Below are 24,900 nucleotides of genomic sequence, written 5' to 3'. Positions count from 1 at the left end.
CGCTAGGCGCCGCACGCGCCGTCGCCCCAGGGCCGAACGACCCGACCTGGAAGGCTTCGGGGCGCCGCGTTGTTGCGCCGGCATGAAGAACATCGGGTTCCTGTCGTTCGGTCACTGGTCACCCTCGCCGCACTCCCAGACGCGCAGCGCCTCGGACGCACTGCTCCAGTCGATCGACCTCGCGGTCGCCGCGGAGGAGATCGGCGCGGACGGCGCCTACTTCCGCGTGCACCACTTCGCCCGCCAGCTCGCCTCGCCGTTCCCGCTGCTGGCCGCCGTCGGGGCGCGGACGAGCCGGGTGGAGATCGGCACCGGCGTGATCGACATGCGCTACGAGAACCCGCTCTACATGGCCGAGGACGCCGGCGCCGCCGACCTGATCGCCGGCGGCCGGCTCCAGCTCGGCATCAGCCGCGGCTCACCGGAGCAGGTGGTCGACGGCTTCCGCTACTTCGGCCACGTCCCGACCGACGGCTCCGACCACGCGGAGATGGCCCGGGAGCACGCCGCCCTCTTCCTCGACGTCCTGTCCGGCAAGGGTTTCGCCGAGCCGAACCCGCGGCCGATGTTCCCCAACCCGCCGGGCCTGCTGCGGATCGAGCCGCACTCCCCCGGGCTGCGCGACCGGATCTGGTGGGGCGCCGGGACCCGGGCCACCGCCGAGTGGACCGCCGAGCAGGGGATGAACCTGATGAGCTCCACCCTGCTCACCGAGGACACCGGCGTGCCGTTCCACCAGCTCCAGGCCGAGCAGATCCAGATGTTCCGCGACGCATGGAAGGCCGCGGGCCACGAGCGCGAGCCGCGCGTCTCGGTGAGCCGCAGCATCTTCCCGATCGTCTCCGACCTGGACCACGCGTACTTCGGCCACGAGACCCGCAGCCAGGACCAGGTCGGCTTCCTCGACGGCGGCAACGCCCGGTTCGGCAAGACGTACGCAGGCGAGCCCGAGCAGCTCGTGAAGGAGCTGGCCGACGACGAGGCGGTCGCGGCCGCGGACACGCTGCTGCTCACGGTGCCCAACCAGCTCGGCGTCGACTACAACGCGCACGTCCTCGACAGCGTGGTGCGGCTGATCGCCCCGGAGCTCGGCTGGCGCTGATGGCGTGTCGTCGCGCGGATACTCCGATCGACGGAGTATTCATGTGACATGAGCAAGCCCCTGCAGGAACCGACGTTCCTCATCCTGACCGCGCTGCTGGAGCAGTCGCAGCACGGCTACGCCCTGCTCGCCGACGTCGAGCGGCTCTCCCAGGGTCGCGTGTCGCTGCGCGTCGGCACGCTGTACGCCGCCCTCGACCGGCTCACCGGCGAGGGTCTCGTCGCGGTCGAGTCCGAGGAGGTCGTGCGCGGCCGGCTGCGCCGCACCTACTGCCTCACCGGCGCCGGTGCCGACGCGGTCGCCGTCGAGGCCGACCGGATGGCGGATCTCGCCCGCACCGCGCGCACGCGGCTGCGCCGGCTCCGCCCCGCGGTCGGCGGTGCCCGATGAGCGCCGAGTCCCGCTACCGGTTCCTGCTGCGTGCCTACCCGCGCTCCTACCGCGCCGTCCGTGGCGACGAGATGCTCGACGTCCTGCTCGCCGCGGAGGAGCAGCGCGGTCGATGGTCGCTGCTGCCCGAGGCCGCGACGCTGGTGGGGCACGGCCTGGTCGCCCGGGTGCGGCAGTCCCCTGGCCTCCGGGTCCCGGCCTCGGTGGGCGTCGCCGGCGTGGCCCTGGCGCTGCTGCTCGCCGTGCTGGGCGCGGCCCAGCTCAGCCAGATGGGGCTGCGCGGCCTCGGCCTCGACGGCTACCCGCACGCGTGGCAGGTCTGGCGGGTGTGGGTCGACCCGCGCTGGCCGGTCCAGGTCGCCTGGGTCGCGACCGCCGGGGCGCTGGTGCTCCGGCGGTACCGGCTCGGCGTGCTGCTGGCCTGGACGGCCGTGCTCCTGCACGGATGGCTGGTGCTGGCCGGCATCGCCACCGGATGGTCGCTGTGGTGGGTCGGGGCGGTCGGGCCGGCCTGGTTCATCTCCGTCAACGCCACGCAGGCCTCCTGGTTCGTGCTGACCGTGACCGCCGCACTGCTGCTCGGCGGCCCGGCCCGCGCCCGACGCGGCGTGGAGGCGTTCCCGGTCGGCCGTTGGGCGCACGTGCTCGTCGCCGGCCTGGTCGGGTGCGTGCTCGCGGGCGTGGCCGCGCCGGTCGTGTTCCGGCTCGGCGACTCGATGGACGTGCGGCTGGCCGAGAACCTCCGCGGCGGCTTCGTCCCCCTCCTGCTCGCATCGGTGGCCGTCGTCGCCCTGCTGCGCCGCTCGCCGTACGGGCGGGGCGCGGTGGCGCTGCTCGCCGTCGCCGGCCTCGTCCCGGTGCTCGCGCGCTGGTCGGACCCGGCGGCCGTCGTGCTCGCCGGCGGCACGCTCTTCGTGGTCGGGTACGTCGCCGGCGCACAGCGGTCGCGAAGGCTGGGCTGAGCCCGGGACTACCGTGGTCGGGGTGAGAACCGCACTCGCCGTCCTGCTGTCGACGTCGGCGCTGCTGCTCTCCGCATGCACCCAGCCCGAGGGCGACCCCGGCGGGCTCGGCCCGCAGCAGCCCACCCCCCAGCCGTCGACGCAGACCGGTGAGCCGGCCGAGCCCAGCGAGCAGTCGAGCGAGTCCGCCGGCCCGGTCCGCCCCCACGTCGTCGGCACGGTGGCCCGCAACCTCGCCGCTCCGTGGGGCGTCACGTTCCTGCCCGACGGCAGCGCCCTCGTCTCCGAGCGCGACACGACGCGCGTGCTGGCGATCCCGGCCGGTGGCGGACGTCCGCGCGAGGTCGGCCGGCTCGGCATCGCCGCGCCGCAGGGCGAGGCCGGCGTCCTCGGGCTCGCCACCTCCCCGACGTACGACGACGACTCGCTCGTCTACGCCTACGTCTCCACCGCGGAGGACAACCGCGTCGTCCGCATGGAGTACGACGGCCGCCGCCTGGGCCGGCCCGACCCGGTGCTGACCGGCATCCCGAACGGCTTCATCCACGACGGCGGGCGGCTGCTCTTCGCCGACGACGGCAACCTGTTCGTGTCCACGGGCGAGACCGGCGACGAGCAGCTCGCCCAGGACCGCGACTCCCTGGCCGGCAAGGTCCTCCGGATCACGCCCGACGGCGACCCCGTGGCCGACAACCCGGTCGAGGGCTCGCCGGTGTGGACGATGGGCCACCGCAACGTGCAGGGTCTGGCGTTCGACGAGCACGGCCGTCTCTGGGCCAGCGAGTTCGGCGCCGACACCTGGGACGAGCTCAACCTGATCAGCCGGGGACGCAACTACGGCTGGCCGCTCCACGAGGGCCGCGCCCCCGACCCGCAGGACGCCTACCGCGACCCGTACGTGCAGTGGCGCACCTCCGAAGCCTCGCCGAGCGGGCTCGCCTACCTCGACGGCTCGCTGTGGATGGCATCGCTGCGCGGCCAGCGGCTGTGGCAGGTCCCGGTCAGCGAGGAGGGCACCGGCAAGCCCCGCGACTGGTTCGTCGGCGACTACGGCCGGATGCGCACCGTCGTCGTGGCTCCCGACGGGAACCTGTGGGTGACCACGTCCAACCGCGACGGCCGCGGCGACCCCGCCGCCCAGGACGACCGGATCCTCGAGGTCGCGCTGCGCTGACGACGCGCCGCGGGAATCCTCCAGACCCGGGGTACCGGTGCCGATACTCACTCCGTGGCACGCAAGGTCAACCCGTACCCCGACACCAAGGTCCCCACCGCCCAGCAACGGCACTTCATGAACCGGCTCGGCTGCGGGTACTCCCGGTCGACCTTCAAGGCCATGCGCAAGGCGGGGTCCCCCGAGGCCTGGTTCGAGAAGCAGCTGCGCCCCGAGAAGGTCAAGGAGGCCAAGCTCGCCCGCAAGCTGCCGTACTGGTACGGCGAGGCCCGCACCGACAGCCCCGTGACCAAGTGGTCGAAGCAGGCCCAGCAGGTCAAGGGCGGCTGGGAGTACGCCCTCGACCTTGCCAACTACTCCCTGCTGCGCCGCATCCACTCCGAGCGCCAGGTGCTCGAGAACCTCGTCGACTTCTGGTCCAACCACCTGCACGTCGGCGCCTCCTCCGACCTCGGCTGGGTGCACCGCTGGTCGTACGACGAGACGATCCGCCGGCACGCGCTGGGCCGGTTCGACGAGATGCTCGCCGACGCCGCGCTGCACCCGTCGATGCTGCTGTTCCTCGACAACTGGCGGTCGGTCCGCGGCGCCCCCAACGAGAACCAGGGCCGCGAGCTCCTCGAGCTGCACACCGTCGGCCGGGCGGCGGGCTACACGGAGCAGATGGTCAAGGACTCCGCCAAGATCCTGTCCGGCTGGACCGTCGACGCCTTCAAGACCTGGGACCGCTTCTACGACCCCGCCAAGCACACCACCGGGCCGGTCCAGGTGCTCGGCTTCACGGCCGGCAACACGTCCGCGGACGCGCAGGAGACCACCAAGGACTACCTCCGCTACCTCGCCCACCACCCCGCGACCGCCCACAACATCGCCCGCAAGCTCGCGGTCCGCTTCGTCTCCGACACACCGTCGACCCGGCTCGTCAACGACCTGGCGAAGGTCTTCCGGAAGTCCGGCACCGACATCAAGGCGACGATGCGCGCGCTGGTCGCGCACCCGGAGTTCAAGAAGAGCAAGGGCAACCTCGTCCGCACTCCGCTCGACGACTTCGTGGCGACCGCCCGCGCGCTGGACATCCGGGTCCTCAAGCCCGCCGGCGACGACGCGTTCGCGCGCGTCGCGTCGTGGGCGGTGCAGAGCACGCCGGCGTACCACTGGCCGCGTCCGGACGGCTCGCCCTGGGGCGGCGCCCAGTGGACGTCGCCCGCGCGGATGCTCGGCTCCTTCCGGATGCACTGGAACCTCGGCGCCGGCTGGTGGCCGAGCAAGGGCGTGAAGTACAAGGACGGCGCGGCGTTCCTGCCCGAGAAGCAGATCCGTCTCGACGCCTGGGTCGACCACCTGTGCCGCGAGATCCTCGGGCGCGAGTCGAGCCCGCGCATCGTCGACGCCGTCTGCACCACCGTCGGGTACGGCGGCGGCGAGAAGGTCACCAAGGACCACCAGGCCGCCGGCTGGATGTTCGTCCGGATCCTCGGCGTGCTGCTCGACTCCCCCGACCACATGCACCGATGACCACGCACAGGGATGAGACCGCGATGACCACCACCTCCGGACCCGCCTGCTGCGACGAGCTCGCGCAGGCCACCCGGCTGAGCCGCCGCCGGCTGATCCAGGGCATGGCGGCCGCGGGCGCGACCGGGGTGGCCACCTCACTGTTCGGCGACGCGTTCCGGCAGACGGCGTTCGCCGGGCAGCCCGGCGGCAACGTGCTCGTCGTGCTGAGCCTGCGCGGCGGCATCGACGGCCTCGGCGTCGTCGTGCCGCACGGCGACCCCGGCTACTACACCGCGCGGCCGCGCATCGCGGTGCCGCGCGAGTCGCTCGTCGCGCAGGACGGGTTCTTCGGCCTGCACCCCGCGATGCAGCCGCTCGAGTGGCTGTGGAGCGCGGGTGAGCTGGCGGCCGTCCACGCCGTCGGCCTCCCGGTCCCGAATCGCTCGCACTTCTCCGCCATGGAGGAGATCGAGGACGCCGACACCGGCTCGGACGCCCGCCGCGGCTGGGTGAACCGGATGATCGGCCTCACCGGCACGACCGACCCGACGACCGGCATCCACCTCTCCACCGCCGCGATGCCCACGCTGATCGCCGGGCCCACGCCGACCATCGCCGTCGACCGGGTCAGCCAAGTCGCGATGATCGGCGCCGACAAGGCCGACGAGTGGTCGCGGCGCCGCCGCAAGGCGCTCGGCACGATGTGGCGCGGCAAGAGCGCGCTCGGCCCGGCGTACCGCTCCGCCGCCGCGACCGTCGACAAGATGGCGCCCCTGGCGCGCACGCCGTACACGCCGACCGTCGCCTACCCGACAGGCGGCGCAGCCAACGACCTGTCCGAGGCGCTGCGCGACACCGCCCAGCTGATCAAGGCCGACCTCGGCACCGAGGTGGTGTCGATCGACTACGGCACCTGGGACCTGCACAGCGACTACGGCACCCTGGAGTGGGGCGACATGCAGAACCTGATCGCCGGGTTCGCGAAGGCCCTCGACGCGTTCATGCGCGACCTCGGTCCGCTGCGCAGCCGGGTCACGGTCGTGACCATCAGCGAGTTCGGCCGGCGGCTGATGGAGAACGGCAACGGCGGGCTCGACCACGGCTGGGGCAACATGATGCTCGTCGCCGGCGGCGGCGTCCGCGGCGGCGCCTACTACGGCGCCTGGCCGGGCCTCGGCACCGGCCGCGAGGCCGACGCCGACCTGCGGGTCACGACCGACTACCGCAACGTGCTCGGCGAGGTGCTCGCCCGGCGGTTCCCGGACCGGTCGCTGGCGTCGGTGTTCCCGGGGGTGACGTACGCGCCCCGCGGCGTGATGCTCTGACCCTCCGCGGGCGGTCGATCGCCCCTGGTTCGCATGACCCCGCAGCCGGCGGGGAATGACCCGGGTGCGACACGTCCCCGTTCCGGGACGTGCGCGGATCGTCAGGGGGAACCATGTCGACGGGTGAGGTGCGGAGCGACGCAGGTCGCCGAGGTGGCGACCAGGACCGTGGACGTGGTCGTCCCCGCAGGAAGAGCCGGGTGTTCGGGCGACCGGCGGTGCTGGTCGTCCTGGTCGTCGTCATCGGGATGTTCGCCGTGCTGTTCGCCCTGCTGGCGGTGGGTACGTACGCCGAGAAGCACCGGATGGCCTCGGCCGGGATCTGTGCGACGGCGAGCGACGACCACTGCCTGGAACGGGTGCCGGGGTACCTCGACGGACCGAGCTTCAAGAAGGGGCCGGGGTCCCGGTGGGCCCTGCGCGACGGCGCCGAGATGGCGCACGGCTTCGACTCGTTCACGATGCCGACCCAGCAGTCGCTCGAGCTGGAGGCCGTGGGTGGTGACACGGTCGTCAACGGGCTGGCCTGGGACCGGGACATCGTCGCGGTCGAGCTGCCCGACAAGACGTGGGTGAAGACCGACGAGTTCGGCGACAGCGGCTGGTTGATGTTCGCGCTGTTCGCGGCGTTCAGCCTCGCCGGTGCTCTGGTCACGACCGACCAGCTGGCCGTCCGTCGCCGGGGCGGTGTCCGCTGGTGGTCCGCCGACACGTCGGTGGTCGACGACTGGACGTCGACACGGTGGATGGCGTTCGGCGTGCTGTTCTTCCTCACGTCCGTGGGCGGGATGCTGCCGCTGATGTTCGCCGGCTCGTTCGTCGGAGCACTGGTGGGCACCGGGACCGGGCTGCTCCTGGGCGTGTGGGCGATGACCGCGGTGTGGCGTCGCTCGGCGCGACACGCTTCGACGGTGGTCCGGCCCCGGGGCTAGGACTGGCCGACGCTCTCCCGCTCGGCGTCGAGCGCGGCGGCCACCCGGCGGTGCGCCGCCCAGATCGGCTCGGGCAGGCCGTCGAACTGGGCGAGGTGCTCCTCGCGGTAGCCGATCTCCTGACGCCAGCGCTCCACGTCGATGGTGAGCAGCGTGTCGAGGTCGGCGAGCGTCCGCTCGTCGAGGCCGGCGAGGTCGAGCTCGTCCCGGGCGGGCAGGATGCCCACCGGCGACGGGACGCCGGTGACCTCGCCGCTCCTGAGCCGCATCAGCCACACGAGCGGCCGGAGGTTCTCCCGGTAGCCGGGCCAGATGAACCGGCCCTCGGCGTCACGCTGGAACCAGTTGACGTGGGCGAAGATCGGCTGGTTCCTGGCCTGGCCGATGACGTCGAGCCAGTGCTGGGCGTAGTCGGCCTCCGGGTAGGACAGGAACGGCCGCATCGACATCGGGTCGTAGCGCAGCACGCCCTCGAGACCGTCGGCGGCGGCCGTCGCCTCCGCACCCAGGGTGAGGCCGTCGTACACCCCCTCGGCGACGTCGGTGATCGCGCGGATGAGCGGCTCGCGGTCGCGGGTGCGGCCACCGAAGATGATCCCGTGAATCTCGACGCCGCGCGGGTCGTCCCAGTCCTTCGCGACGTTGGGGACGTTGGCGAGCTGGGTGGTGAAGCGGGAGTTGGGGTGCGCCCAGGGGTCGTCGGCGTGCTCGGGAGCGCGGTCGGCGATCCGCTCGCCCTTCCAGTCCAGCCAGCCGTCGAGGTCGGTGGGCTTGTCGCCGCGGCCCTCCCACCAGACGTCCTGGGTCCGCTCGTTGTAGGCGACGTTGGTGAAGATCGCCCCGCTGCCGGGGACGATCGAGTCGATCGCGGTCGGGTTGGTCCGCTCGTTGGTGTCCTTGGCGACGCCGAACACGCCGTTCTCCGGGTTGAACCCGCGCAGGACGCCGTCCTCGTCGACCCAGATCCAGGCGATGTCGTCGCCGTAGAACTCCACGTAGTAGCGGTCGCCCAGGGCCTCGGGCGCCAGCGTCATCGCGAGGTTCGTCTTGCCCGACGCCGACGGGAACCCGCCGGCGATGTTGTACTTCCGGCCGGTCTGCCGGTCGGTGATGCCGAGCAGCATGAACTGCTCGACGAGGAAGCCGTTCTTCCAGCCGTCGTAGGAGCCCTGCCGCAGGCCGTGGGCGATCTTGCCGAGCAGTGCGTTGCCGCCGTACGACGAGCCGAAGTGCAGGATCGTGCGCTCGTCGGCGAGGGTGACGAAGTGGCGCTTGTCGTCGGGCGTGCCCTGCCCGAGGTTCGCCAGGTCGCCGGTCACGTGCACGCCGCGGACGAAGTCGTCGCCGAGGTCGTTGACGTTGTCGGCACCGACCCGGGACATCCTGATCATCTGCAGCACGACGCCGCGGTTGTCGGTCAGCTCCACCCCGGCGGCGTACCGGTCGAGCGGTGAGCCTGCCGGAGCCATCAGGTAGGGGATGACGTACATCGTCCGGCCGGCCGAGGCGCCCGTCATCAGCTCGACGAGCTTCTCCTTCGTCTCGGCGCCGGGCCGCCAGTTGTTGTAGGTCCCCCTGTCGCGCTCGTCGCCGGTGGCGACGATCGTGCGCTCCTCGGCTCGGGCCGTGTCCTTGACGTAGGAGCGGGCGTAGTAGCGACCCTCGCCGGCCGGGACCAGCTCACCGGCCTCGAGCGCCTCGGCGACGAGACGCTCGTCGTCGGCCGCGGAGACCACCTGCACGGAGGAGGCACCGGTCACGCCGGCCCAGTGCTCGACGAACTCCTGCACGTGCCGGTTCGTCAGGCCCGCGGCCTCGAGCACCGCCGCCACGTTCACCACCGCGTCCACCATGAGAGCTCCTCGTCGTCGGAGAGTCAGCCTGACCGCACGATACACAACCTGAAGAATTCTTCACATGGTGTAACGTGGCCCGTCGGAACGGCCCGTCCGAGCAGTTGTGGAAGGGAGCCAGGCATGGGTGTCCCGCTGTACCAGGCCAAGGCGGAGCTCTTCAAGACGCTCGGGCACCCGGCCCGGATCCGGATCCTCGAGCTCCTCAGCGAGCGCGACCACGCGGTGCACGAGCTGCTCGAGCAGATCGAGATCGAGCCGAGCAACCTCTCCCAGCAGCTCGCCGTGCTGCGCCGGACGTCGATGGTCGTGTCGCGGCGCCGCAACGGCGAGGTCGTCTACTCCATCAGCGTGCCCGAGGTGCGTGACCTGCTGCTGGCGGCGCGCACGATCCTCTCGGGGCTCATCGCCGTCCAGGGCGAGCTCGGCGACGAGCTCACCGACGCCGCCTCCCCCGCGCGCACGCGCTGACGTCGCCGTCCCGTGCCCGGCCTGACCGTCCGCGACCTGAACCGCACGCTGCTCGCGCGCCAGCACCTGCTGGAGCGCACCACGATGCCGGCGCTCGCGATGGTCGAGCACCTCGTCGGCCTGCAGGCGCAGGAGAACCTGCCGCCGTACCTCTCCCTCGCCGCGCGGCTCGACGGCTTCGACCCGGACGCGTTGAGTGACGCGCTCGAACGCCGCGAGGCGGTGCGGTTCCTGACCATGCGCGGCACGATCCACGTCCTCACCGCCGACGACGCGCTCGCGCTGCGGCCGTGGGTGCAGGTCGCGCTCGACCAGCAGAGCGGCAGCAACCAGATGAACCGCGACGCGCGGCACGTTCCCGTGCCCGACGTGGTCGCGGCGACCCGCGACGTCCTGGCCGACGGCCCGCTTCCGGTGAAGCAGCTCGGCGAGCGCCTCGCGGAGCGGCTCGATGCACCCGCCGGCGCGCTCGCCCACGTCGCGCGCGAGCGGGTGCCGATGGTGCAGGTCCCGCCGCGCGGGCTCTGGCGCCGGTCGGGCGGCGTGGTCTACGAGACCGTCGAGAGCTGGCTCGGCCGACCGACGACCGAGCTCGAGGTGCCCGCCCTCGTGCGCCGCTACCTGCGCGCGTTCGGGCCGGCCACCGCGGCCGACATGACGACCTGGTCGCGGGTGACGCGGCTCGGTCCGGTGTTCGCCGCGATGGCCGACGAGCTCGACGTCGTGGAGACCGACGACGGCAGGCGGCTGTACGACGTACCCGGGGCGCCGCGGGTCGACGGATCGGCGCATGCGCCGGTGCGGCTGCTCGGCGCGTACGACAACGTCTTCCTCTCCCACGCCGACCGGGCGCGCATCGTGCCCGAGGAGCACCGCACCCGCTGGGCCGGCACCAACGGCGGCGTCGGCAGCACCGTGTGGGCCGACGGGTTCATGGCCGGGCTGTGGTGGTGGCGCGACGACGCGGTCACGGTCGACCTGTTCCGGCCCTTCACGCGCAGCGAGCGCCGCGAGCTCGACGACGAGATCGACCGGGTGACGGCCTTGCTCACGGGGTAGCCGTGCCCGACCCTGAGCACATGTTCCACGACGACAGCCGCGCGCTGCAGGACCGCTTCGACACCCGTCGCATCGCCGACCGGATCGCCGAGGTCCTCGTCCACGACAGGGTCGACGACCACCAGGCCGCGTTCATCGCCGAGCGCGACATGTTCTTCCTGGCGACCGCCGACGCCGACGGCGTGCCGACCTGCTCCTACAAGGGCGGGGACCCGGGGTTCGTCCGGGTCGTCGACGAGCGCACGCTGGCCTTCCCGAGCTACGACGGCAACGGCATGTACCTCTCGCTCGGCAACGTGGCCGCCAACCCGGAGGTGGGGCTGCTGTTCATCGACCTCGTCGGCGGCAACCGGCTCCGCGTGCAGGGGCGCGCGAGCCTCCACCTCGACGACCCGCTGATGGCGGAGTACGACGGCGCCCAGCTGGTCGTGCGGGTCCACATCACGCAGGTGTTCCCCAACTGTCCGCGCTACATCCACCGCTACGAGCAGGTACGGCGCTCGTCGTTCGTGCCGCGGCGCGGGCAGGTCACGCCCGTCCCGGACTGGAAGCGCGCCGACTGGGCGTGCGACTACCTGCCCGCCGGCGACCCGGCGCGGGAGCCGGCGCGGGAGCCGGCGGAGTGATACCGATATCGGTAGTCGAAGCGTGACCCCTGGGTCACTCCTGGACTACCGATATCGGTAGTCAGCGCCAGCGGGTGCGGGCGAGCAGCGCGGCCGTCGCCGCGACCCCGGCGGTCGAGGTGCGCAGCACGGACGACCCGAGCCGCACCGGCTCGGCGCCCACAGCGGCGAAGGCGGCGAGCTCCTCGTCGCTGATCCCGCCCTCGGGCCCGACCACGATCACGATCTCGCCGCGGCCGGGGACCGGCAGGTCGGCGAGCGGTCCGGAGGCGGCCTCGTGCAGCACGACCGGGACGGACGCCTTCTCCAGCAGCGCGGTCACCTCGTCGGTGCCGACCGGCTCGGCGACCTCGGGGAACCATGTGCGACGGGCCTGCTTGGCCGACTCGCGCGCGGTGGCGCGCCACTTGGCCAGCGACCTGGCCGCGCGCTCGCCCTTCCACACCGCGACCGAGCGGCTGGCCGCCCAGGGCACGATCACGTCGACGCCGACCTCGGTCAGCATCTCGACGGCGAGCTCGCCGCGGTCTCCCTTGGGGATGGCCTGCACCACGACGACGCGCGGCAGCTCGGGCTCGCTGGTGGTCGACTCCTCCACGTCGAGCGTCAGCGACCTCTTGTCGGTGCGCGTCACCGTGCCGACGACCGCCGTACCGGCGCCGTCGGTGAGCACGACCCGCTCCCCCGCGCGGATCCGCTTGACCACCACGGCGTGCCGCGCCTCGTCGCCGTCGAGGACGACCTGGCTGCCCGGGGTGGCGCCCGCGACGGCCGGGTGGACGAAGACCGGCAGGGTCATCGCGGGTTGAAGGCGTCGCGGAAGCGGCCGAACACCGACTTGGGCGGCGCGGTGCGCACCGTGCCCTCCGGCGACTCCTCGTGCCGGATGGCGGCGAGCTCCTTGAGCAGCTCCTCCTGCCGCGGGTCGAGCCGGGTCGGGGTCTCGACGACGACCCGGACGACGATGTCGCCGCGGCCGCTGCCGCGCAGGGCGGGGACGCCGAGCCCGCGGATCACCTGCTCATGCCCGGACTGGGTGCCGGGCCGGATGTCGAGCGCGACGCTGGTCTCGACCTCGCTGTCGGACTCCGCGCCCTCCTCGACGAGGTCGGCCTCCAGCAGCGGCAGGTCGAGCGACGTGCCGAGCGCCGCAGCGGTCATCGGCACCGTCACCTGGCAGTGCAGGTCGGCGCCGTGCCGCGCGAACACCGGGTGCTCGGCGACGTGGATCTCGACGTACAGGTCACCGGCCGGCCCACCGCCGGGACCGACCTCGCCCTGCCCAGAGAGCTGGACGCGGGTGCCGGCGTCGACGCCGGCGGGGATCTTCACGTTGAGGCTGCGGCGGGAGCGGACCCGGCCGTCGCCCGAGCACTCGCGGCAGGGCTCGGGGATGATCGTGCCGAAGCCGCGGCAGGCGGCGCACGGCCGCATCGTGCGGATCTCGCCGAGGAACGAGCGCTGCAGGTGCACGGTCTCGCCGCGCCCGTGGCAGGTCTCGCAGGTCGTGGGCGAGGAGCCCGGCGCGGCGCCGCTGCCCTGGCACAGCGTGCAGAGCACCGCGGTGTCGACCTTGAGCTCGCGGGTGGTGCCGAACGCCGCCTCGGCGAGGTCGACCTCCAGCCGGATCAGCGCGTCCTGGCCACGCCGCACGCGCGGGCGCGGGCCACGGCCGCCGCCGGCCGCTCCCCCGGCGGCACCGCCGAAGAACGCGTCCATGATGTCGGTGAACGAGAAGCCGGCACCGGCTCCCGCGAAGCCGCCGCCGGCGCCGTTGAACGGGTCGCCGCCGAGGTCGTACATGCGGCGCTTCTCCGGGTCGGAGAGCACCTCGTAGGCGCGGCTGACGTCCTTGAACCGCTCCTGGGTCTCCGGGTCGGGGTTCACGTCGGGGTGCAGCTGCCGGGCGAGCTTGCGGTAGGCCTTCTTGATCGTGTCGCCGTCCGCGTCGCGCGGGATCCCGAGGGTCTCGTACAGGTCCTGACTCACGTGTCCGTCTCAGCTCGTTCCGTGTGTGCGTGGTGGTTCGGGCGCGACGAGGTCAGCCCTCGTCGAGGATCCGGCTGACGTAGCGCGCGACCGCGCGCACCGCCGCCATCGATCCGGGATAGTCCATGCGGGTCGGTCCTACGATGCCGAGCGACGCCAGCGCCTCGTCACCCGGGCCGTAGCCGGTCGCGACCACCGAGGTCGACGACAGCTCCTGGTAGGGGCCCTCGGCGCCGATGCGCACCGTGACGGTCGAGGACGAGGTGGCCTCGCCGAGCAGCCGGAGCAGCACGACGTGCTCCTCCAGCGCCTCGAGCATCGGCCGGATGCTGGTGTCGAAGCCGTCGCCGAACCGGGCGAGGTTCGCCGTACCGCCGACGACGACGCGTTCGTCGGACCGGTGGTCGCTCATCGCCTCCACGAGGGAGGCGACCAGGGCGGCGACCGGGGCGCGACGGCCCTGGTCGAACTCGTCGGGCAGCTGCACCAACCGGTCGGCGGCGTCGGCGAGGCGCTCGCCGATGACCGCCCGGTTGAGCCGGCTGCGCAGGTCGGCCAGCTCCTCTTCGCCGAGGTGCTCGGCGAGCTCGACCACGCGCTGCTCGACCCGGCCGGTCGACAGGATCAGCACCAGCAGCAGCCTGGCACCGCCGAGGTGCACCAGCTCGACGTGGCGGACGGTGGAGCGCGAGAGCGTGGGGTACTGGACGATCGCGACCTGCCGGGTCAGCTGCGCGAGCAGCCGGACGCTGCGCTGGACCACGTCGTCGAGGTCGACCGCGCCCTCCAGCAGGGTGGTGATCGCGCGCTTCTCGGCCACCGACAGGGGCTTGACCGTGCTCAGCCGGTCGACGAAGAGCCGGTAGCCCTTGTCGGTCGGGATCCGGCCGGCGCTGGTGTGCGGCTGGGTGATGAACCCCTCCTCCTCCAGTGCGGCCATGTCGTTGCGCACGGTGGCGGGGCTCACGCCGAGCTGGTGGCGGTCGACCAGCGCCCGGGAGCCGACCGGCTCCTGGGTGGCGACGTAGTCCTCGACGATCGCGCGCAGCACGTTGAGCTTGCGGTCCTCGACCACCGGCCACCTCCTCGTCTCGTCCACGGTCACGACGCTCGTCCGCCCGCGCTCCGGCACTCGGCCTGCCACTCGGCTTGGCACTCGCGGGATCCGAGTGCCAAGCCTACTCGCCCGCCCACGGTCCTTTCGAGTCGCGGACCGGTCGTAGGTTGGGCGCCATGGCCATCCCCCACGACACCGGCTTCGCCGAGGTCGGCGACCGCTGCTGGGTCGCCCGCTTCGAGTTCCTCGACGTCAACGTCGGCCTGGTCGGCGGCGACCACGGGCTGCTCGTCGTCGACACCCACGCCTCCGAGGTCGCGGCCCGCCGCGTCGTCGAGCACGTCCGGGCCCTCGGTGTCGGTGACGTCGTCGGGGTGGTCAACACCCACCAGCACTTCGACCACACGTTCGGCAACGTCGTGCTCGTCGAGGAGTACGGCGACGGCCTCCCGATCTACTCCCACGACTCGGTCCCGGCCGACCTCGCGGTCTCGGCTCCCGCGCTCCAGGCGGAGGCCCGCGCCGACGACAGCCGGCCCGAGCACGCCGACATCGCGGCGACCCGGGTGCTGGCGCCGACCACGACGTTCTCCTCCGCCAAGGCGGTCGACCTCGGCGGCCGGTACGTCGAGCTGGTCCACCCCGGCCGCGGCCACACCGGCGGCGACGTGGTCGTCCGGGTCGGCGACGCCGACGTGCTGTTCGCCGGCGACCTCGTCGAGGAGTCGGCGGCGCGCAGCGGCGTCCCCGGCTTCGGCGACGACTGCTTCCCGATGGAGTGGCCGATCACGATGGACCTCGTCCTGCAGCTGCTCGACCCGGGCTCGGTCGTCGTACCGGGGCACGGCCTGCCGGTCGACAAGGACTTCGTCGAGGAGCAGCGCAGCGCGATCGGCATCGTGGCCGAGACGATCCGCGACCTCGCCGGCCGGGGCGTGCCCGTGGCCGACGCGCTCGACGCGACCGAGTGGCCCTACCCGAAGGAGGAGCTGGCGCGCGCGGTCGCCCGCGGCTACGCCCAGCTCCCCCGCTCGGCGCGGTCCCTCCCCTTGCTGTAGGTCAGCGCGTCCGGCCCGTGCCACAGCCGCCGTGCCACGCGGACGTCCCGCCGTGGTGGCGGCGGTGCGCCCGGGCGAAGAACAGCGCGCCGAGGCCGATGAACACCAGCCACGGGGCGTTGAGCAGGATCGCCAGGCCGACCAGCACCAGCACGAGCGGCAGGAACGGCATCCGGAATCCGCGCTGCGGGCCGCGGGTCGTGCCGGGGCCGGTGAACGGCGGCCCCGCCGCCCACGAGCCGGGACCGCTCGGCCGGCTGCGGGCCCCGGCGCTGCTCGCCGCGACCGCGAACGGGTGCGGGCCGGGCAGGTCGGTGAACAGCGGCCGGAGCGACGACTCGGTCTTGGCGGTGTACGCCACGGCGGCCCGCTCGTCGTACTCCTCCTTGGTCAGCCGACCGGCGGCGTAGTGCTCGCCGAGCGCGTTGACCGCGCCCTCGCGCTCCTTGTCACCGATCCGCATCTCACCCGCGGTCACCGTCGTCCCCTTCCGCGAGAAGCCCGTAGAGCTTGCGGCGCGTGTCCGCGAGGATCTCGGCGGCCTCCGCCTGCTGCTGCCGGGTGCCGGTGGTGACGACCTGCCACACCGCGCCCATGACCTGGCCGATGACCGGCTTGAGGTCGTGCCCGCCGTGGGCCTGCTCCGCCTCGGCGGCGTCGTCGAACGAGCGCCAGGTGGCGGCGAGCTCGTCGGGGTGCTCCTGCACGTAGGTCCGGCCGGCCTCGGTCAGCGTGAGCAGCCGACGACCCTCGCTGTCGTTGCCCTCGACCAGGCCCTCGTCCTCGAGCTGCTGGACGGTCGGGTAGACCGAGCCGGGGCTCGGCTTCCACGCGCCGCCGCTGCGCTCGGCGATCTGCTGGATGATCTGGTAGCCGTTCATCGGCTCGACCGACAGCACGTCGAGGATCGCCGCGCGCACGTCGCCGCGGCGGACCCGCGGACCGCGCGTGGCGGTCTGTCCCGACTGGGCCAGGCCGATCAGGCCCTGCAGCCACGGGGGCGGTCCGCCCCACGAGCCGCCGCGACCGCCGGGTCCCCCGTGGCCGCCTCGTCCGTGACCCGGGTGCCCCGCGCGGGGGTCGTCCCAGGGCATGTCCCAGGGATTGTGTCCCATGGTTTCCTCCTTGGAGAAGCGAGAGAGCTGTGCTCGGAGCCAGCGGCTCCAACGTCATGTCGCGAGTGTTTCGCGATAGGTTGACGATATATCGCGACTGTTCTTGGAGCAAGGCATTTCCGCGGTCGATCTCACACTCGCGCCGGCGGACGGCGTGCCGCCCAGGCCGGGCCTCCGGCCGCCCCTAGCCTGCTTCGGTGCCTTCCCACGACCGGTACGGATCCGACGTCCTGAACACCGACTGGCGCGCCCCGAAACGCGGCCGCGCCGTCGAGATCGCCGCCGACGCCGGGCTCGTCGTCGAGGAGGTCACCACCGACTGGTGCGGTGAGATCGTCAAGGTCGAGCGCGACCTGCACACCGTGATCCTCGAGGACCGGCGCGGCAAGCGCCGGACGTTCCCACTCGGCCCCGGCTTCCTCCTGGAGGGCGTGCCGGTCATCCTCGTCGCGCCGACGAAGCAGGGCCCGGCCAGGCCGACCCGCACCGCCTCAGGCTCGGTCGCCGTCCCGGGCACGAAGGCCCGCGTCGCCCGGGCCAGCCGGATCTTCGTCGAGGGCCGGCACGACGCCGAGCTGGTCGAGAAGGTGTGGGGCGACGACCTCCGCGTCGAGGGCGTCGTCGTCGAGTACATCGAGGGTGTCGACGACCTGGCCGAGCAGCTGCGCGACTTCCGCCCCGGTCCCGAGCGCCTCGTCGGCGTGCTCGTCGACCACCTGGTGGCCGGGTCCAAGGAGAGCCGCATCGCGCAGGCCATCGCGAAGAGCCCGGTGGGCCGGCACGTGCTGATCGTCGGGCACCCGTACGTCGACATCTGGCAGGCCGTGAAGCCCGAGCGGCTGGGCATGAAGGCCTGGCCGACCATCCCCCGCAACGTCGAGTGGAAGAAGGGCGTGTGCCAGAGGCTCGGTTGGCCACACCGCGACCAGGCCGACATCGCCCGGGCCTGGAAGCACATCCTCGGTCGGGTGTCGTCGTACGCCGACCTTGAGCCCGCCCTGCTGGGTAGAGTCGAGGAACTGATCGACTTCGTGACCTCAGCGCAGGAGGTGTGATGAGCTACCCACCCCCACCGGGCAACACGCCCGGTCCCTACGAGCCCGGCGCAGTCCCGGCGGTACCCACCGCCGAGGAGAAGAACTGGGCGCTGGCCTCCCACGTCGGCTGCTTCGTGGCGGCGTGGATCGCGCTCGGCTTCCTCTGCCCGCTGGTCATCATGCTGGTCAAGGGCAACGACTCGGCCTTCATCCGCAGGCACGCCGTCGAGTCGCTCAACTTCCAGATCTCGTTGCTGATCTACGCGGCGGTGAGCTTCGCGCTGATCTTCGTGCTGGTCGGCTTCGTGCTGCTGCCGATCCTCGGCATCTTCGCGCTGGTCGTGATCATCCTCGCGACGATCAAGGCGGCCAACGGCGAGTTCTACAAGTACCCGCTCACCATCCGGATGGTGCACTGAGCAGGTCGCGCACGACGGCGTCGGCGAGCAGCCGGCCGTCACGCGTGAGCACGAGCGGGTCACCGTGCTCGAGCAGGCCGCGGGTGACCAGCCCGGGCACCGCGGAGCGTCCGCCGTCGTCGAGCACGTCGGTCGGCAGCCCGTCACTCAGCCGGGTCTCGAGCAGCACCCGCTCGACCCGGCGGGTCTCGGCGTCCAGCACCTCCCGGGCGAGCGCGGGGCTGACGCCTTCGCGTAGGCGCGCGGCGTACGCCGTGGGGTGCTTGACGTTCCACCACCGCACGCCCCGGACGTGCGAGTGCGCGCCGGGGCCGACGCCCCACCAGTCGGTGCCGCGCCAGTAGGCCAGGTTGTGCCGGCACGCGCTCTCCGGCCGGCGCGCCCAGTTGGAGACCTCGTACCAGTCCAGCCCGGCCGCGGTCAGCAGGTCGTCGGCGAGGAGGTACTTGTCGGCGAGGTCGTCGTCGTCCGGCATCGGCACGTCGCCGCGGCGGACCTGCCGGGCCAGCGCCGTGCCGTCCTCGACGATCAGGGCGTACGCCGACAGGTGGTCGGGCTCGCAGGCGAGCGCGGACTCCAGGGACGTGCGCCAGTCCTCGAGCGACTCCCCCGGCGTCCCGTAGATCAGGTCGAGGCTGACCTCGTCGAAGCCGGCGGCGCGGGCCCACTCCACGACGCGCGGCACGCGCCGCGGGTCGTGCGTGCGGTCCAGCACCCGCAGCACGCGCGGCACCGCCGACTGCATCCCGAACGACACCCGCGTGAAGCCACCCTCGCGGAGCGTGGCCAGCGCGGCCTCGTCGACCGAGTCCGGGTTGGACTCGGTCGTCACCTCGGCGTCGGCGGTCAGGCCGAACTCGTCGCGAATCGCGTCGAGCAGCCGCACCAGGTCGGCGGGCGGCAGCAGCGTGGGTGTGCCGCCGCCGAGGAACACGGTGCTCACCGGCGCGTCCACGTCGCCGAGCACGCGACGCGCGAGCCGCACCTCCTCGACCGCCGTGTCGGCGTACGACGCCTGCGAAGCGCCGCCGCCCAGCTCGGTCGCGGTGTAGGTGTTGAAGTCGCAGTAGCCGCAGCGCACCGAGCAGAACGGCACGTGCACGTAGAACGAGAGGGCTCGCGACCCGACGCCCGCCAGCGCCGACTCCGGGAGGGATCCGTCGGCAGGCGCGGGGTCACCCTCGGGCAGCGCGGACGGCATGCCCCGATCGTGTCACGCGGTCGCGACCCTCAGGCGTAGAGGGCGTCGATGCGCTCCTTGTAGTTCTCCTCGACGACGTTGCGCTTGACCTTCATCGACGGGGTGAGCTCTCCCGACTCGACCGTGAGGTCGTGGTCGAGCAGCTCCCACTTCTTGATGGTCTCCCAGCGGTTGAGGTGGGAGTTGAGCTCGTCGACGTACCCGGCGACCATCGACTTCACCTTGTCGCTGTTGACGATCTCGGTGTACGACGCGCCGGCCATGTCGTTCTCGGCGGCCCAGCCGGCCATCGCGTCGGGGTCGAGCGTGACCAACGCGATGCAGTAGTTGCGCTCGTTGCCGAACACCAGGAACTGGCTGGCGTACGGGCAGACCGCCTTGAACTTCGACTCGATCGCGGACGGCGCGATGTACTTGCCGCCCGAGGTCTTGAAGAGCTCCTTGATCCGGCCGGTGATCTTCAGGAAGCCGTCGGAGTCGATCGAGCCCTTGTCACCCGTGCGCAGCCAGCCGTCGTCGGTGAGCGACGCGGCGGTCTCCTCGGGCAGGTTGTGGTAGCCGTCCATGACGCCCGGGCCCTTGATCAGGATCTCGTCGTTCTCGCCGAGCTTGACCTCACTGCCGGGCATGACCGGGCCGACGGTGCCGAACTTGTACTGCTCGGGGTGGTTCACGAAGGAGCCGGCCGACGACTCGGTGAGGCCGTAGCCCTCGAGGATCAGCACACCCGCGGCGTGGAAGAACTCGGCGATGTCCTGGTTGAGCGCGGCGGCGCCGGAGATGAAGAACCGGACCCGTCCGCCGAACCGCTCGCGGACCTTGCTGAAGACGAGCTTGTCGAACAGGCCGTGCTGCTTCTCGAGCAGGAACGGGATCGGCTGGCCGTCGCGCTTGCGGCGGTCGTACTCGAGGCCGACCTTGAAGGCCTGGTTGAAGATCTTCTCCTTGAGGCCGCCCTCGGAGGCCTGCATGGTGACGATCCGGCCGTGCGCCTTCTCGAAGATGCGCGGGGCCGCGCCCATGAACGTCGGGCGGACGACGGCGAGGTTGTCGACGATCTTGTCGACGCGGCCGTCGATGGCGGTGGCGAAGCCGCAGGCGAGCTGGGTCGAGAGCAGCACCTTGCCGAACGAGTGCGCCATCGGCAGCCACAGGAACTGCAGGTCGTCCTCGTGCAGGATGTCCTGCGCCTGGATGGCCGCGCCTTCGTAGGTCCACGAGCTGTGCCGCAGCCGCACGCCCTTGGGGCGGCCGGTCGTGCCGGAGGTGTAGATGAGCGTGGCGAGGGCGTCGGGCTGGATCTTGGCGATCGCCTCGTCGACGGCGCCCGGGTCGTTCTTCAGCAGCTCGGCGCCGGCGTTCTCGAGGTCTTCGAGGCCGATCACCCAGTCGCCGTCGGCCGCGCCGTCGAGCACCACGACCTTCGACAGGTGCGGCAGCTCGGACTTGTGCTGCCGCAGCTTGGCGACCTGCTCGTCGTCCTCGGCGAAGACCACGACGCACTCGGAGTCGGCGAGGATGTAGGCGACGTCCTCGGCCATCGTCGACGGGTACACCGTGGTGGTGGCGGCACCGGCGCACATGATCGCCAGGTCGGCGAGGATCCACTCGTAGCGGGTGCCCGACGCGATGCCGACGCGCTGCTCGGGCTCGACGCCGAGCGACAGCAGACCGGCCGCGAGGCGGCTGACCTTCTCGCCGGCCTCCGCCCAGGTCACCGACTCCCACGACTCGCCGACGGGGTAGCGGAAGGCCTCACGGTTCGCGCTGGCCTTCACCCGCTCCTGGAACTGCACGGCCACGTTGGCGGGCCGGTTCTCGATGAACGAGAGGTCGTAGCTCACGGGTGACACGGTCGATCGCTCTCCCTGTTCTGTGCACGGTGGCGCGGTCCCACGCACCCGGCGGCGGACTGGATGCAGGACAACCTAGAACACCCGGCTACCGATGGGTAGGGATCCCCCGGGTTCGTGGGGGTTCTCACTGATTCGTGACCGTCGTCACCGTCAGACCAGGCTCGCGACGTACTTCTCGGCGGCCTGGACCGCCTCGGGATCGATCCGGTCCAGACCGATCAGGCGCGGCAGCAGGTCGCGCTCGGTGGTGAGCGCCCGGAACATCGTGGACACGCTGACGTCGTGGTCGGGACGGTGCTCCACGACCACCTCGTCACCGGCGGCCAGGGTGCCGGGCTCGAGCACCCGGAGGTACGGGCCCGGGCGGCCGACCCGTGTGAAGCGCTTCTGCCACTGCCGGGCGTCGTAGTCGTGCAGGCCGAGCCAGTTCTTGAACACCGAGCAGGGGATGCGCACCGAGACCACCTCGAGCAGCGTCGTCCCGATCCGCCACTGCTCCCCCATCACGGCCTCGTTGACGTCGATGCCGGTGGTGGTGAGGTTCTCGCCGAACAGGCCGGGCCGCACCGGACCGCCGAGCTGCGCGGCCCAGTAGTCGCTGTCCTCGCGGGCGAAGGCGTAGACGGCCTGGTAGGTCCCGCCGTGGTGCTTGGTGTCGGCGACCTCGTCTCCCGCCAGGCCCAGCAGGCCGACCTCGACCGGCCCGGTCACCGGGCGCTTGTCGATCGCGGTGCGCTTGAGGCTGCCGGCCCACGTCTCGTCGCGGGGCAGGCCGACGTTGACGGAGACGACGCGGGCGGGGGATGTGAACACGGCACACAGTCTGCCGGACCGCGCGTCGCCGGGCGCGCGGATTTCGGCGCCGCAGTCAGTCCTGCACGGCCTTCACGATCGTGATGCACCGGGTGATCCACTCCCGGTCGTCGGCGGTGAGGCCGCGGCCCTGCTTCTGGGCGTCCTCGATGGCCCAGTAGGCGTTGAGCACCAGCCGGACCACGACCCAGGCGCGGGCCCGGTCCTCGTCGAGCTCGGCGGTGTCGACCAGGGCGAAGAACCGGTCGCGCACGTCGTCGCGGATCCGGCCGCGCGCGGTGACCTCGTCCCACCGGTTCCAGAGCATCGGGGCCGGCTCGGCGTGCACGTCACCGGACATCGCCTGCGGGTCGATCGCCAGCCACGGCTCGCGGTCGCCGGCCAGGCCGTTGAAGTCGTGCAGGTCGTGGTGCATCAACGTGCCGGTGCTGGCCGGGTCGGTCGCCAGGTCGCGGTACGTCGCCAGCGCCTGCTCGACCAGCCGGTGCGGGATCGGGGCGTCGCGCGGCAGGCCCGCCAGCGGCCCGGTCCAGCGTTCGACGTACGACGTGAAGGTGCGCAGCTGCGGCGGCGCCGGGACGTGCAGGCGGCGGTAGAGCCCGCCCACGACCTCGGCGCTCTCGACGTACCCGAGCGAGGAGAGGTCGCGCCGGTGCAGCCGCTCGAGCAGCAGGGCCCGGCGGTGCGGGTCGGCGCGAAGCAGGCGGACGGCACCCTCGCCGGCCCAGCGCTGCAGCGCCAGGTGCTCGTGCTCGGTCTCGTCCTCGGTGTCGATCGTGACCTTGAGCGCAGCGGGCTCGCCGTCGCGGTCGTGCACCGGCAGCACCCAGGAGCCGAAGCCGTGCATCGCGTGGTCGCCCGCGGGGTCGAGGGTGAGGTCCCACTCCTCCAGCAGCTCCGCCATGGTGCGCGGCAGCCGGTCGAGCCAGTCGGCCCAGTGCTCCCCGAGAAGCGCGCGCTCGCGCAGGCCGGCCGGTGGTTGCAGCACCGACTACTTCTTGCCCTTGTCCCCGGTGTCGGAGGTCGAGAGCGCGGCGATGAACGCCTCCTGGGGGACCTCGACGCGGCCGACCATCTTCATCCGCTTCTTGCCCTCCTTCTGCTTCTCGAGGAGCTTGCGCTTGCGGGTGATGTCGCCGCCGTAGCACTTGGCGAGCACGTCCTTGCGGATCGCGCGGATCGTCTCGCGGGCGATGACACGAGCGCCGATCGCTGCCTGGATCGGCACCTCGAACTGCTGACGCGGGATGAGCTCGCGCAGCTTGCCGGCGAGCGCGACGCCGTAGGAGTACGCCGCGTCGCGGTGCACGATCGCGCTGAAGGCGTCGACGGTCTCGCCCTGGAGCAGGATGTCGACCTTGACGAGGTCGGCGGCCTGGTCGCTGACGGGTTCGTAGTCGAGCGAGGCGTAGCCCTTGGTCCGCGACTTGAGCTGGTCGAAGAAGTCGAACACGATCTCGGCGAGCGGCAGCGTGTAGCGCATCTCGACGCGGTCCTCGGACAGGTAGTCCATGCCCTGGAGCTGGCCGCGCTTGGTCTGGCAGAGCTCCATGATCGCGCCGATGTAGTCGCTGGGGCTGAGGATCGTCGCCTTGACGACGGGCTCACGGACCTCGGCGATCTTGCCGGAGGGGTACTCGCTCGGGTTGGTGACGGTGTGGGTGGCGCCGTCCTCCATCTCGACCTCGTAGACCACGTTGGGGGCGGTCGAGATGAGGTCGAGGTTGAACTCCCGCTCGAGGCGGTCGCGGGTGATCTCCATGTGCAGCAGACCGAGGAAGCCGCAGCGGAAGCCGAAGCCCAGCGCACCCGACGTCTCCGGCTCGTAGACGAGCGCGGCGTCGTTGAGCTGGAGCTTGTCGAGGGCGTCGCGCAGCGTCGGGTAGTCGTCGCCGTCGATCGGGTACAGGCCCGCGAACACCATCGGGTTGGGGTGCTTGTAGCCGCCGAGCGGCTCGGTCGCGCCGTGGTTCTGGCTGGTGACCGTGTCACCGACTCGGGACTGGCGGACGTCCTTCACGCCGGTGATGAGGTAGCCGACCTCGCCCACGCCGAGGTCGCCGGCCTTGACCGGCTCCGGGGAGATGACGCCGACCTCGAGCATCTCGTGGGTCGCGCCGGTCGACATCATCTTGATCCGGTCGCGGTGGGTGAGCTTGCCGTCGACGACGCGGACGTAGGTGACGACACCGCGGTAGGTGTCGTAGACCGAGTCGAAGATCAGCGCCCGGGCCGGGGCGTCGGCGTCGCCCACCGGGGCCGGGGTCTGCGCGACGATCTCGTTGAGCAGCGCCTCGACGCCGAAGCCGGTCTTCGCCGAGACCTGGAGCACGTCGGACGCGTCGCACCCGATGATGCCGGCGAGCTCGGCGGCGTACTTCTCGGGCTGCGCCGACGGCAGGTCGATCTTGTTGAGCACCGGGATGATGTGCAGGTCCGCGCCGATGGCGAGGTAGAGGTTGGCCAACGTCTGCGCCTCGATGCCCTGCGCGGCGTCGACGAGCAGGACCGCGGCCTCGCACGCCTCGAGCGAGCGGGACACCTCATAGGTGAAGTCGACGTGGCCGGGGGTGTCGATCATGTTGAGGACGTAGGTGCCGGCCTCGGCGCCCGCCTCGTTGTCGGCCGGCACCGTCCACGGCATCCGGACCGCCTGGCTCTTGATCGTGATGCCGCGCTCGCGCTCGATGTCCATCCGGTCGAGGTACTGCGCCCGCGCGCTGCGCTCGTCGACCACGCCGGTGAGCTGGAGCATCCGGTCGGCCAGCGTGGACTTGCCGTGGTCGATGTGCGCGATGATGCAGAAGTTCCTGATGATCGCGGGATCGGTCTTGCCCGGGATCGGGGCGTTCGACAGGGACACAGGCGGCTTTCTTCGGATCTCTCGGCAGGGATGCGGTGCGGTCGCCCATCCTCCCACGCGACCCGCGCCGACAACGATTCGTCTGCGACTCACGGGGTGAT

The 24,900-nt window shown here is 72.0% G+C and carries 24 protein-coding genes; 13 read left to right on the top strand and 11 right to left on the bottom strand.

What is annotated here, in order from left to right:
* Positions 1–82: 82 nt before the first annotated feature.
* From ETU37_RS09575 to ETU37_RS09545, 7 genes are all read left to right on the top strand, one after another.
* On the top strand, positions 83–1,102 hold the full coding sequence (locus ETU37_RS09575; protein WP_129987038.1) for an LLM class flavin-dependent oxidoreductase: 1,020 nt from the start codon (positions 83–85) through the stop codon (positions 1,100–1,102).
* Between the two features lie 48 nt (positions 1,103–1,150).
* Positions 1,151–1,492 carry a PadR family transcriptional regulator gene (locus ETU37_RS09570; RefSeq protein ID WP_129987037.1) on the top strand — a complete coding sequence of 114 codons (342 nt, stop codon included), beginning with the start codon at positions 1,151–1,153 and terminating at the stop codon, positions 1,490–1,492.
* Entirely contained in the window at positions 1,489–2,454 is a 966-nt protein-coding gene (locus ETU37_RS09565; protein ID WP_129987036.1) for a hypothetical protein, read from the top strand. Before ETU37_RS09570 ends, ETU37_RS09565 begins: the two co-directional genes overlap by 4 nt.
* A 22-nt stretch (positions 2,455–2,476) precedes the next feature.
* Positions 2,477–3,628 carry a PQQ-dependent sugar dehydrogenase gene (locus tag ETU37_RS09560; protein ID WP_240755651.1) on the top strand — a complete coding sequence of 384 codons (1,152 nt, stop codon included), beginning with the start codon at positions 2,477–2,479 and terminating at the stop codon, positions 3,626–3,628.
* Positions 3,629–3,682: 54 nt separating this feature from the next.
* A complete protein-coding gene (locus tag ETU37_RS09555) occupies positions 3,683–5,143 on the top strand; it encodes a DUF1800 domain-containing protein (RefSeq protein ID WP_129987035.1) in 1,461 nt (486 codons plus the stop codon).
* A 23-nt stretch (positions 5,144–5,166) separates the two neighbouring features.
* Complete coding sequence (locus tag ETU37_RS09550; protein ID WP_129987034.1) at positions 5,167–6,450, top strand: DUF1501 domain-containing protein; 1,284 nt, start codon at positions 5,167–5,169, stop codon at positions 6,448–6,450.
* A 200-nt stretch (positions 6,451–6,650) separates the two neighbouring features.
* The gene (locus ETU37_RS09545; RefSeq protein WP_129987033.1) at positions 6,651–7,382 is read left to right on the top strand and encodes a hypothetical protein; all 732 of its coding nucleotides are present in this window, start codon (positions 6,651–6,653) and stop codon (positions 7,380–7,382) included.
* Here ETU37_RS09545 and ETU37_RS09540 read toward each other — a convergent pair.
* A complete protein-coding gene (locus ETU37_RS09540; protein WP_129987032.1) occupies positions 7,379–9,235 on the bottom strand; it encodes a phosphoenolpyruvate carboxykinase (GTP) in 1,857 nt (618 codons plus the stop codon). The two genes, ETU37_RS09545 and ETU37_RS09540, sit on opposite strands and share 4 nt — an antisense overlap.
* Positions 9,236–9,358: 123 nt before the next feature.
* Between ETU37_RS09540 and ETU37_RS09535 the strand changes: the two genes are divergently transcribed.
* Genes ETU37_RS09535 through ETU37_RS09525 form a run of 3 tightly spaced genes read left to right on the top strand, consistent with a single transcriptional unit; the run spans position 9,359 to position 11,391 of the window.
* Entirely contained in the window at positions 9,359–9,706 is a 348-nt protein-coding gene (locus ETU37_RS09535) for an ArsR/SmtB family transcription factor (RefSeq protein ID WP_129987031.1), read from the top strand.
* 12 nt (positions 9,707–9,718) lie between these two features.
* Positions 9,719–10,765, top strand: coding sequence for a winged helix DNA-binding domain-containing protein (locus ETU37_RS09530; RefSeq protein WP_129987030.1), 1,047 nt, complete (start codon positions 9,719–9,721; stop codon positions 10,763–10,765).
* A gap of 20 nt (positions 10,766–10,785) precedes the next feature.
* Entirely contained in the window at positions 10,786–11,391 is a 606-nt protein-coding gene (locus ETU37_RS09525) for a pyridoxamine 5'-phosphate oxidase family protein (protein WP_129987029.1), read from the top strand.
* 61 nt (positions 11,392–11,452) lie between these two features.
* Here ETU37_RS09525 and ETU37_RS09520 read toward each other — a convergent pair whose 3' ends face one another.
* The 3 genes from ETU37_RS09520 to hrcA are packed head-to-tail and all read right to left on the bottom strand — an operon-like array spanning position 11,453 to position 14,455.
* Positions 11,453–12,190 (bottom strand): 16S rRNA (uracil(1498)-N(3))-methyltransferase, encoded by a 738-nt coding sequence (locus ETU37_RS09520; RefSeq protein ID WP_129987028.1) that lies wholly within the window; start codon positions 12,188–12,190, stop codon positions 11,453–11,455.
* Entirely contained in the window at positions 12,187–13,380 is a 1,194-nt protein-coding gene (gene dnaJ, locus ETU37_RS09515) for a molecular chaperone DnaJ (RefSeq protein ID WP_129987027.1), read from the bottom strand. Before dnaJ ends, ETU37_RS09520 begins: the two co-directional genes overlap by 4 nt.
* Before the next feature lie 52 nt (positions 13,381–13,432).
* A complete protein-coding gene (gene hrcA / locus ETU37_RS09510) occupies positions 13,433–14,455 on the bottom strand; it encodes a heat-inducible transcriptional repressor HrcA (RefSeq protein ID WP_129987322.1) in 1,023 nt (340 codons plus the stop codon).
* A gap of 158 nt (positions 14,456–14,613) precedes the next feature.
* Between hrcA and ETU37_RS09505 the strand changes: the two genes are divergently transcribed.
* Entirely contained in the window at positions 14,614–15,495 is an 882-nt protein-coding gene (locus ETU37_RS09505) for an MBL fold metallo-hydrolase (protein ID WP_129987026.1), read from the top strand.
* A 1-nt stretch (position 15,496) separates the two neighbouring features.
* On the opposite strand, the gene ETU37_RS09500 is transcribed toward ETU37_RS09505, so the two are convergent.
* Positions 15,497–15,973: a DUF1707 SHOCT-like domain-containing protein gene (locus tag ETU37_RS09500; protein WP_129987025.1), complete on the bottom strand. Its 477-nt coding sequence runs from the start codon at positions 15,971–15,973 to the stop codon at positions 15,497–15,499.
* Positions 15,960–16,610: a PadR family transcriptional regulator gene (locus ETU37_RS09495; RefSeq protein WP_129987024.1), complete on the bottom strand. Its 651-nt coding sequence runs from the start codon at positions 16,608–16,610 to the stop codon at positions 15,960–15,962. Before ETU37_RS09495 ends, ETU37_RS09500 begins: the two co-directional genes overlap by 14 nt.
* Before the next feature lie 197 nt (positions 16,611–16,807).
* Here ETU37_RS09495 and ETU37_RS09490 point away from each other — a divergent pair, with 197 nt between their 5' ends.
* Together ETU37_RS09490 and ETU37_RS09485 are read left to right on the top strand one after the other, a co-directional pair.
* Positions 16,808–17,665: a DUF3097 domain-containing protein gene (locus tag ETU37_RS09490; RefSeq protein WP_129987023.1), complete on the top strand. Its 858-nt coding sequence runs from the start codon at positions 16,808–16,810 to the stop codon at positions 17,663–17,665.
* Positions 17,665–18,066: a DUF4870 domain-containing protein gene (locus ETU37_RS09485; RefSeq protein WP_129987022.1), complete on the top strand. Its 402-nt coding sequence runs from the start codon at positions 17,665–17,667 to the stop codon at positions 18,064–18,066. The genes ETU37_RS09490 and ETU37_RS09485 overlap by 1 nt, the downstream gene beginning before the upstream one ends.
* Here the strand turns inward: ETU37_RS09485 and hemW are convergent.
* The 5 genes from hemW to lepA all read right to left on the bottom strand — a co-directional run bounded on the left by hemW (position 18,044) and on the right by lepA (position 24,793).
* Positions 18,044–19,267 carry a radical SAM family heme chaperone HemW gene (gene hemW, locus ETU37_RS09480; RefSeq protein WP_129987021.1) on the bottom strand — a complete coding sequence of 408 codons (1,224 nt, stop codon included), beginning with the start codon at positions 19,265–19,267 and terminating at the stop codon, positions 18,044–18,046. The two genes, ETU37_RS09485 and hemW, sit on opposite strands and share 23 nt — an antisense overlap.
* Positions 19,268–19,296: 29 nt before the next feature.
* Entirely contained in the window at positions 19,297–21,111 is a 1,815-nt protein-coding gene (locus tag ETU37_RS09475; RefSeq protein WP_129987020.1) for an AMP-dependent synthetase/ligase, read from the bottom strand.
* A 162-nt stretch (positions 21,112–21,273) separates the two neighbouring features.
* A complete protein-coding gene (locus ETU37_RS09470; protein WP_129987019.1) occupies positions 21,274–21,936 on the bottom strand; it encodes an MOSC domain-containing protein in 663 nt (220 codons plus the stop codon).
* 55 nt (positions 21,937–21,991) lie between these two features.
* Positions 21,992–22,924 (bottom strand): aminoglycoside phosphotransferase family protein, encoded by a 933-nt coding sequence (locus tag ETU37_RS09465; RefSeq protein WP_240755650.1) that lies wholly within the window; start codon positions 22,922–22,924, stop codon positions 21,992–21,994.
* Between the two features lie 3 nt (positions 22,925–22,927).
* The gene (lepA, locus tag ETU37_RS09460) at positions 22,928–24,793 is read right to left on the bottom strand and encodes a translation elongation factor 4 (protein WP_129987320.1); all 1,866 of its coding nucleotides are present in this window, start codon (positions 24,791–24,793) and stop codon (positions 22,928–22,930) included.
* Between the last annotated feature and the right edge of the window lie 107 nt (positions 24,794–24,900).

It is taken from the genome of Nocardioides iriomotensis (assembly GCF_004168035.1).
Classification (GTDB): Bacteria; Actinomycetota; Actinomycetes; order Propionibacteriales; family Nocardioidaceae; genus Nocardioides_B; species Nocardioides_B iriomotensis.
The sequence above is the reverse complement of the archived record's forward strand: the minus strand, read 5'-3'. Positions and strand labels throughout refer to the sequence as shown.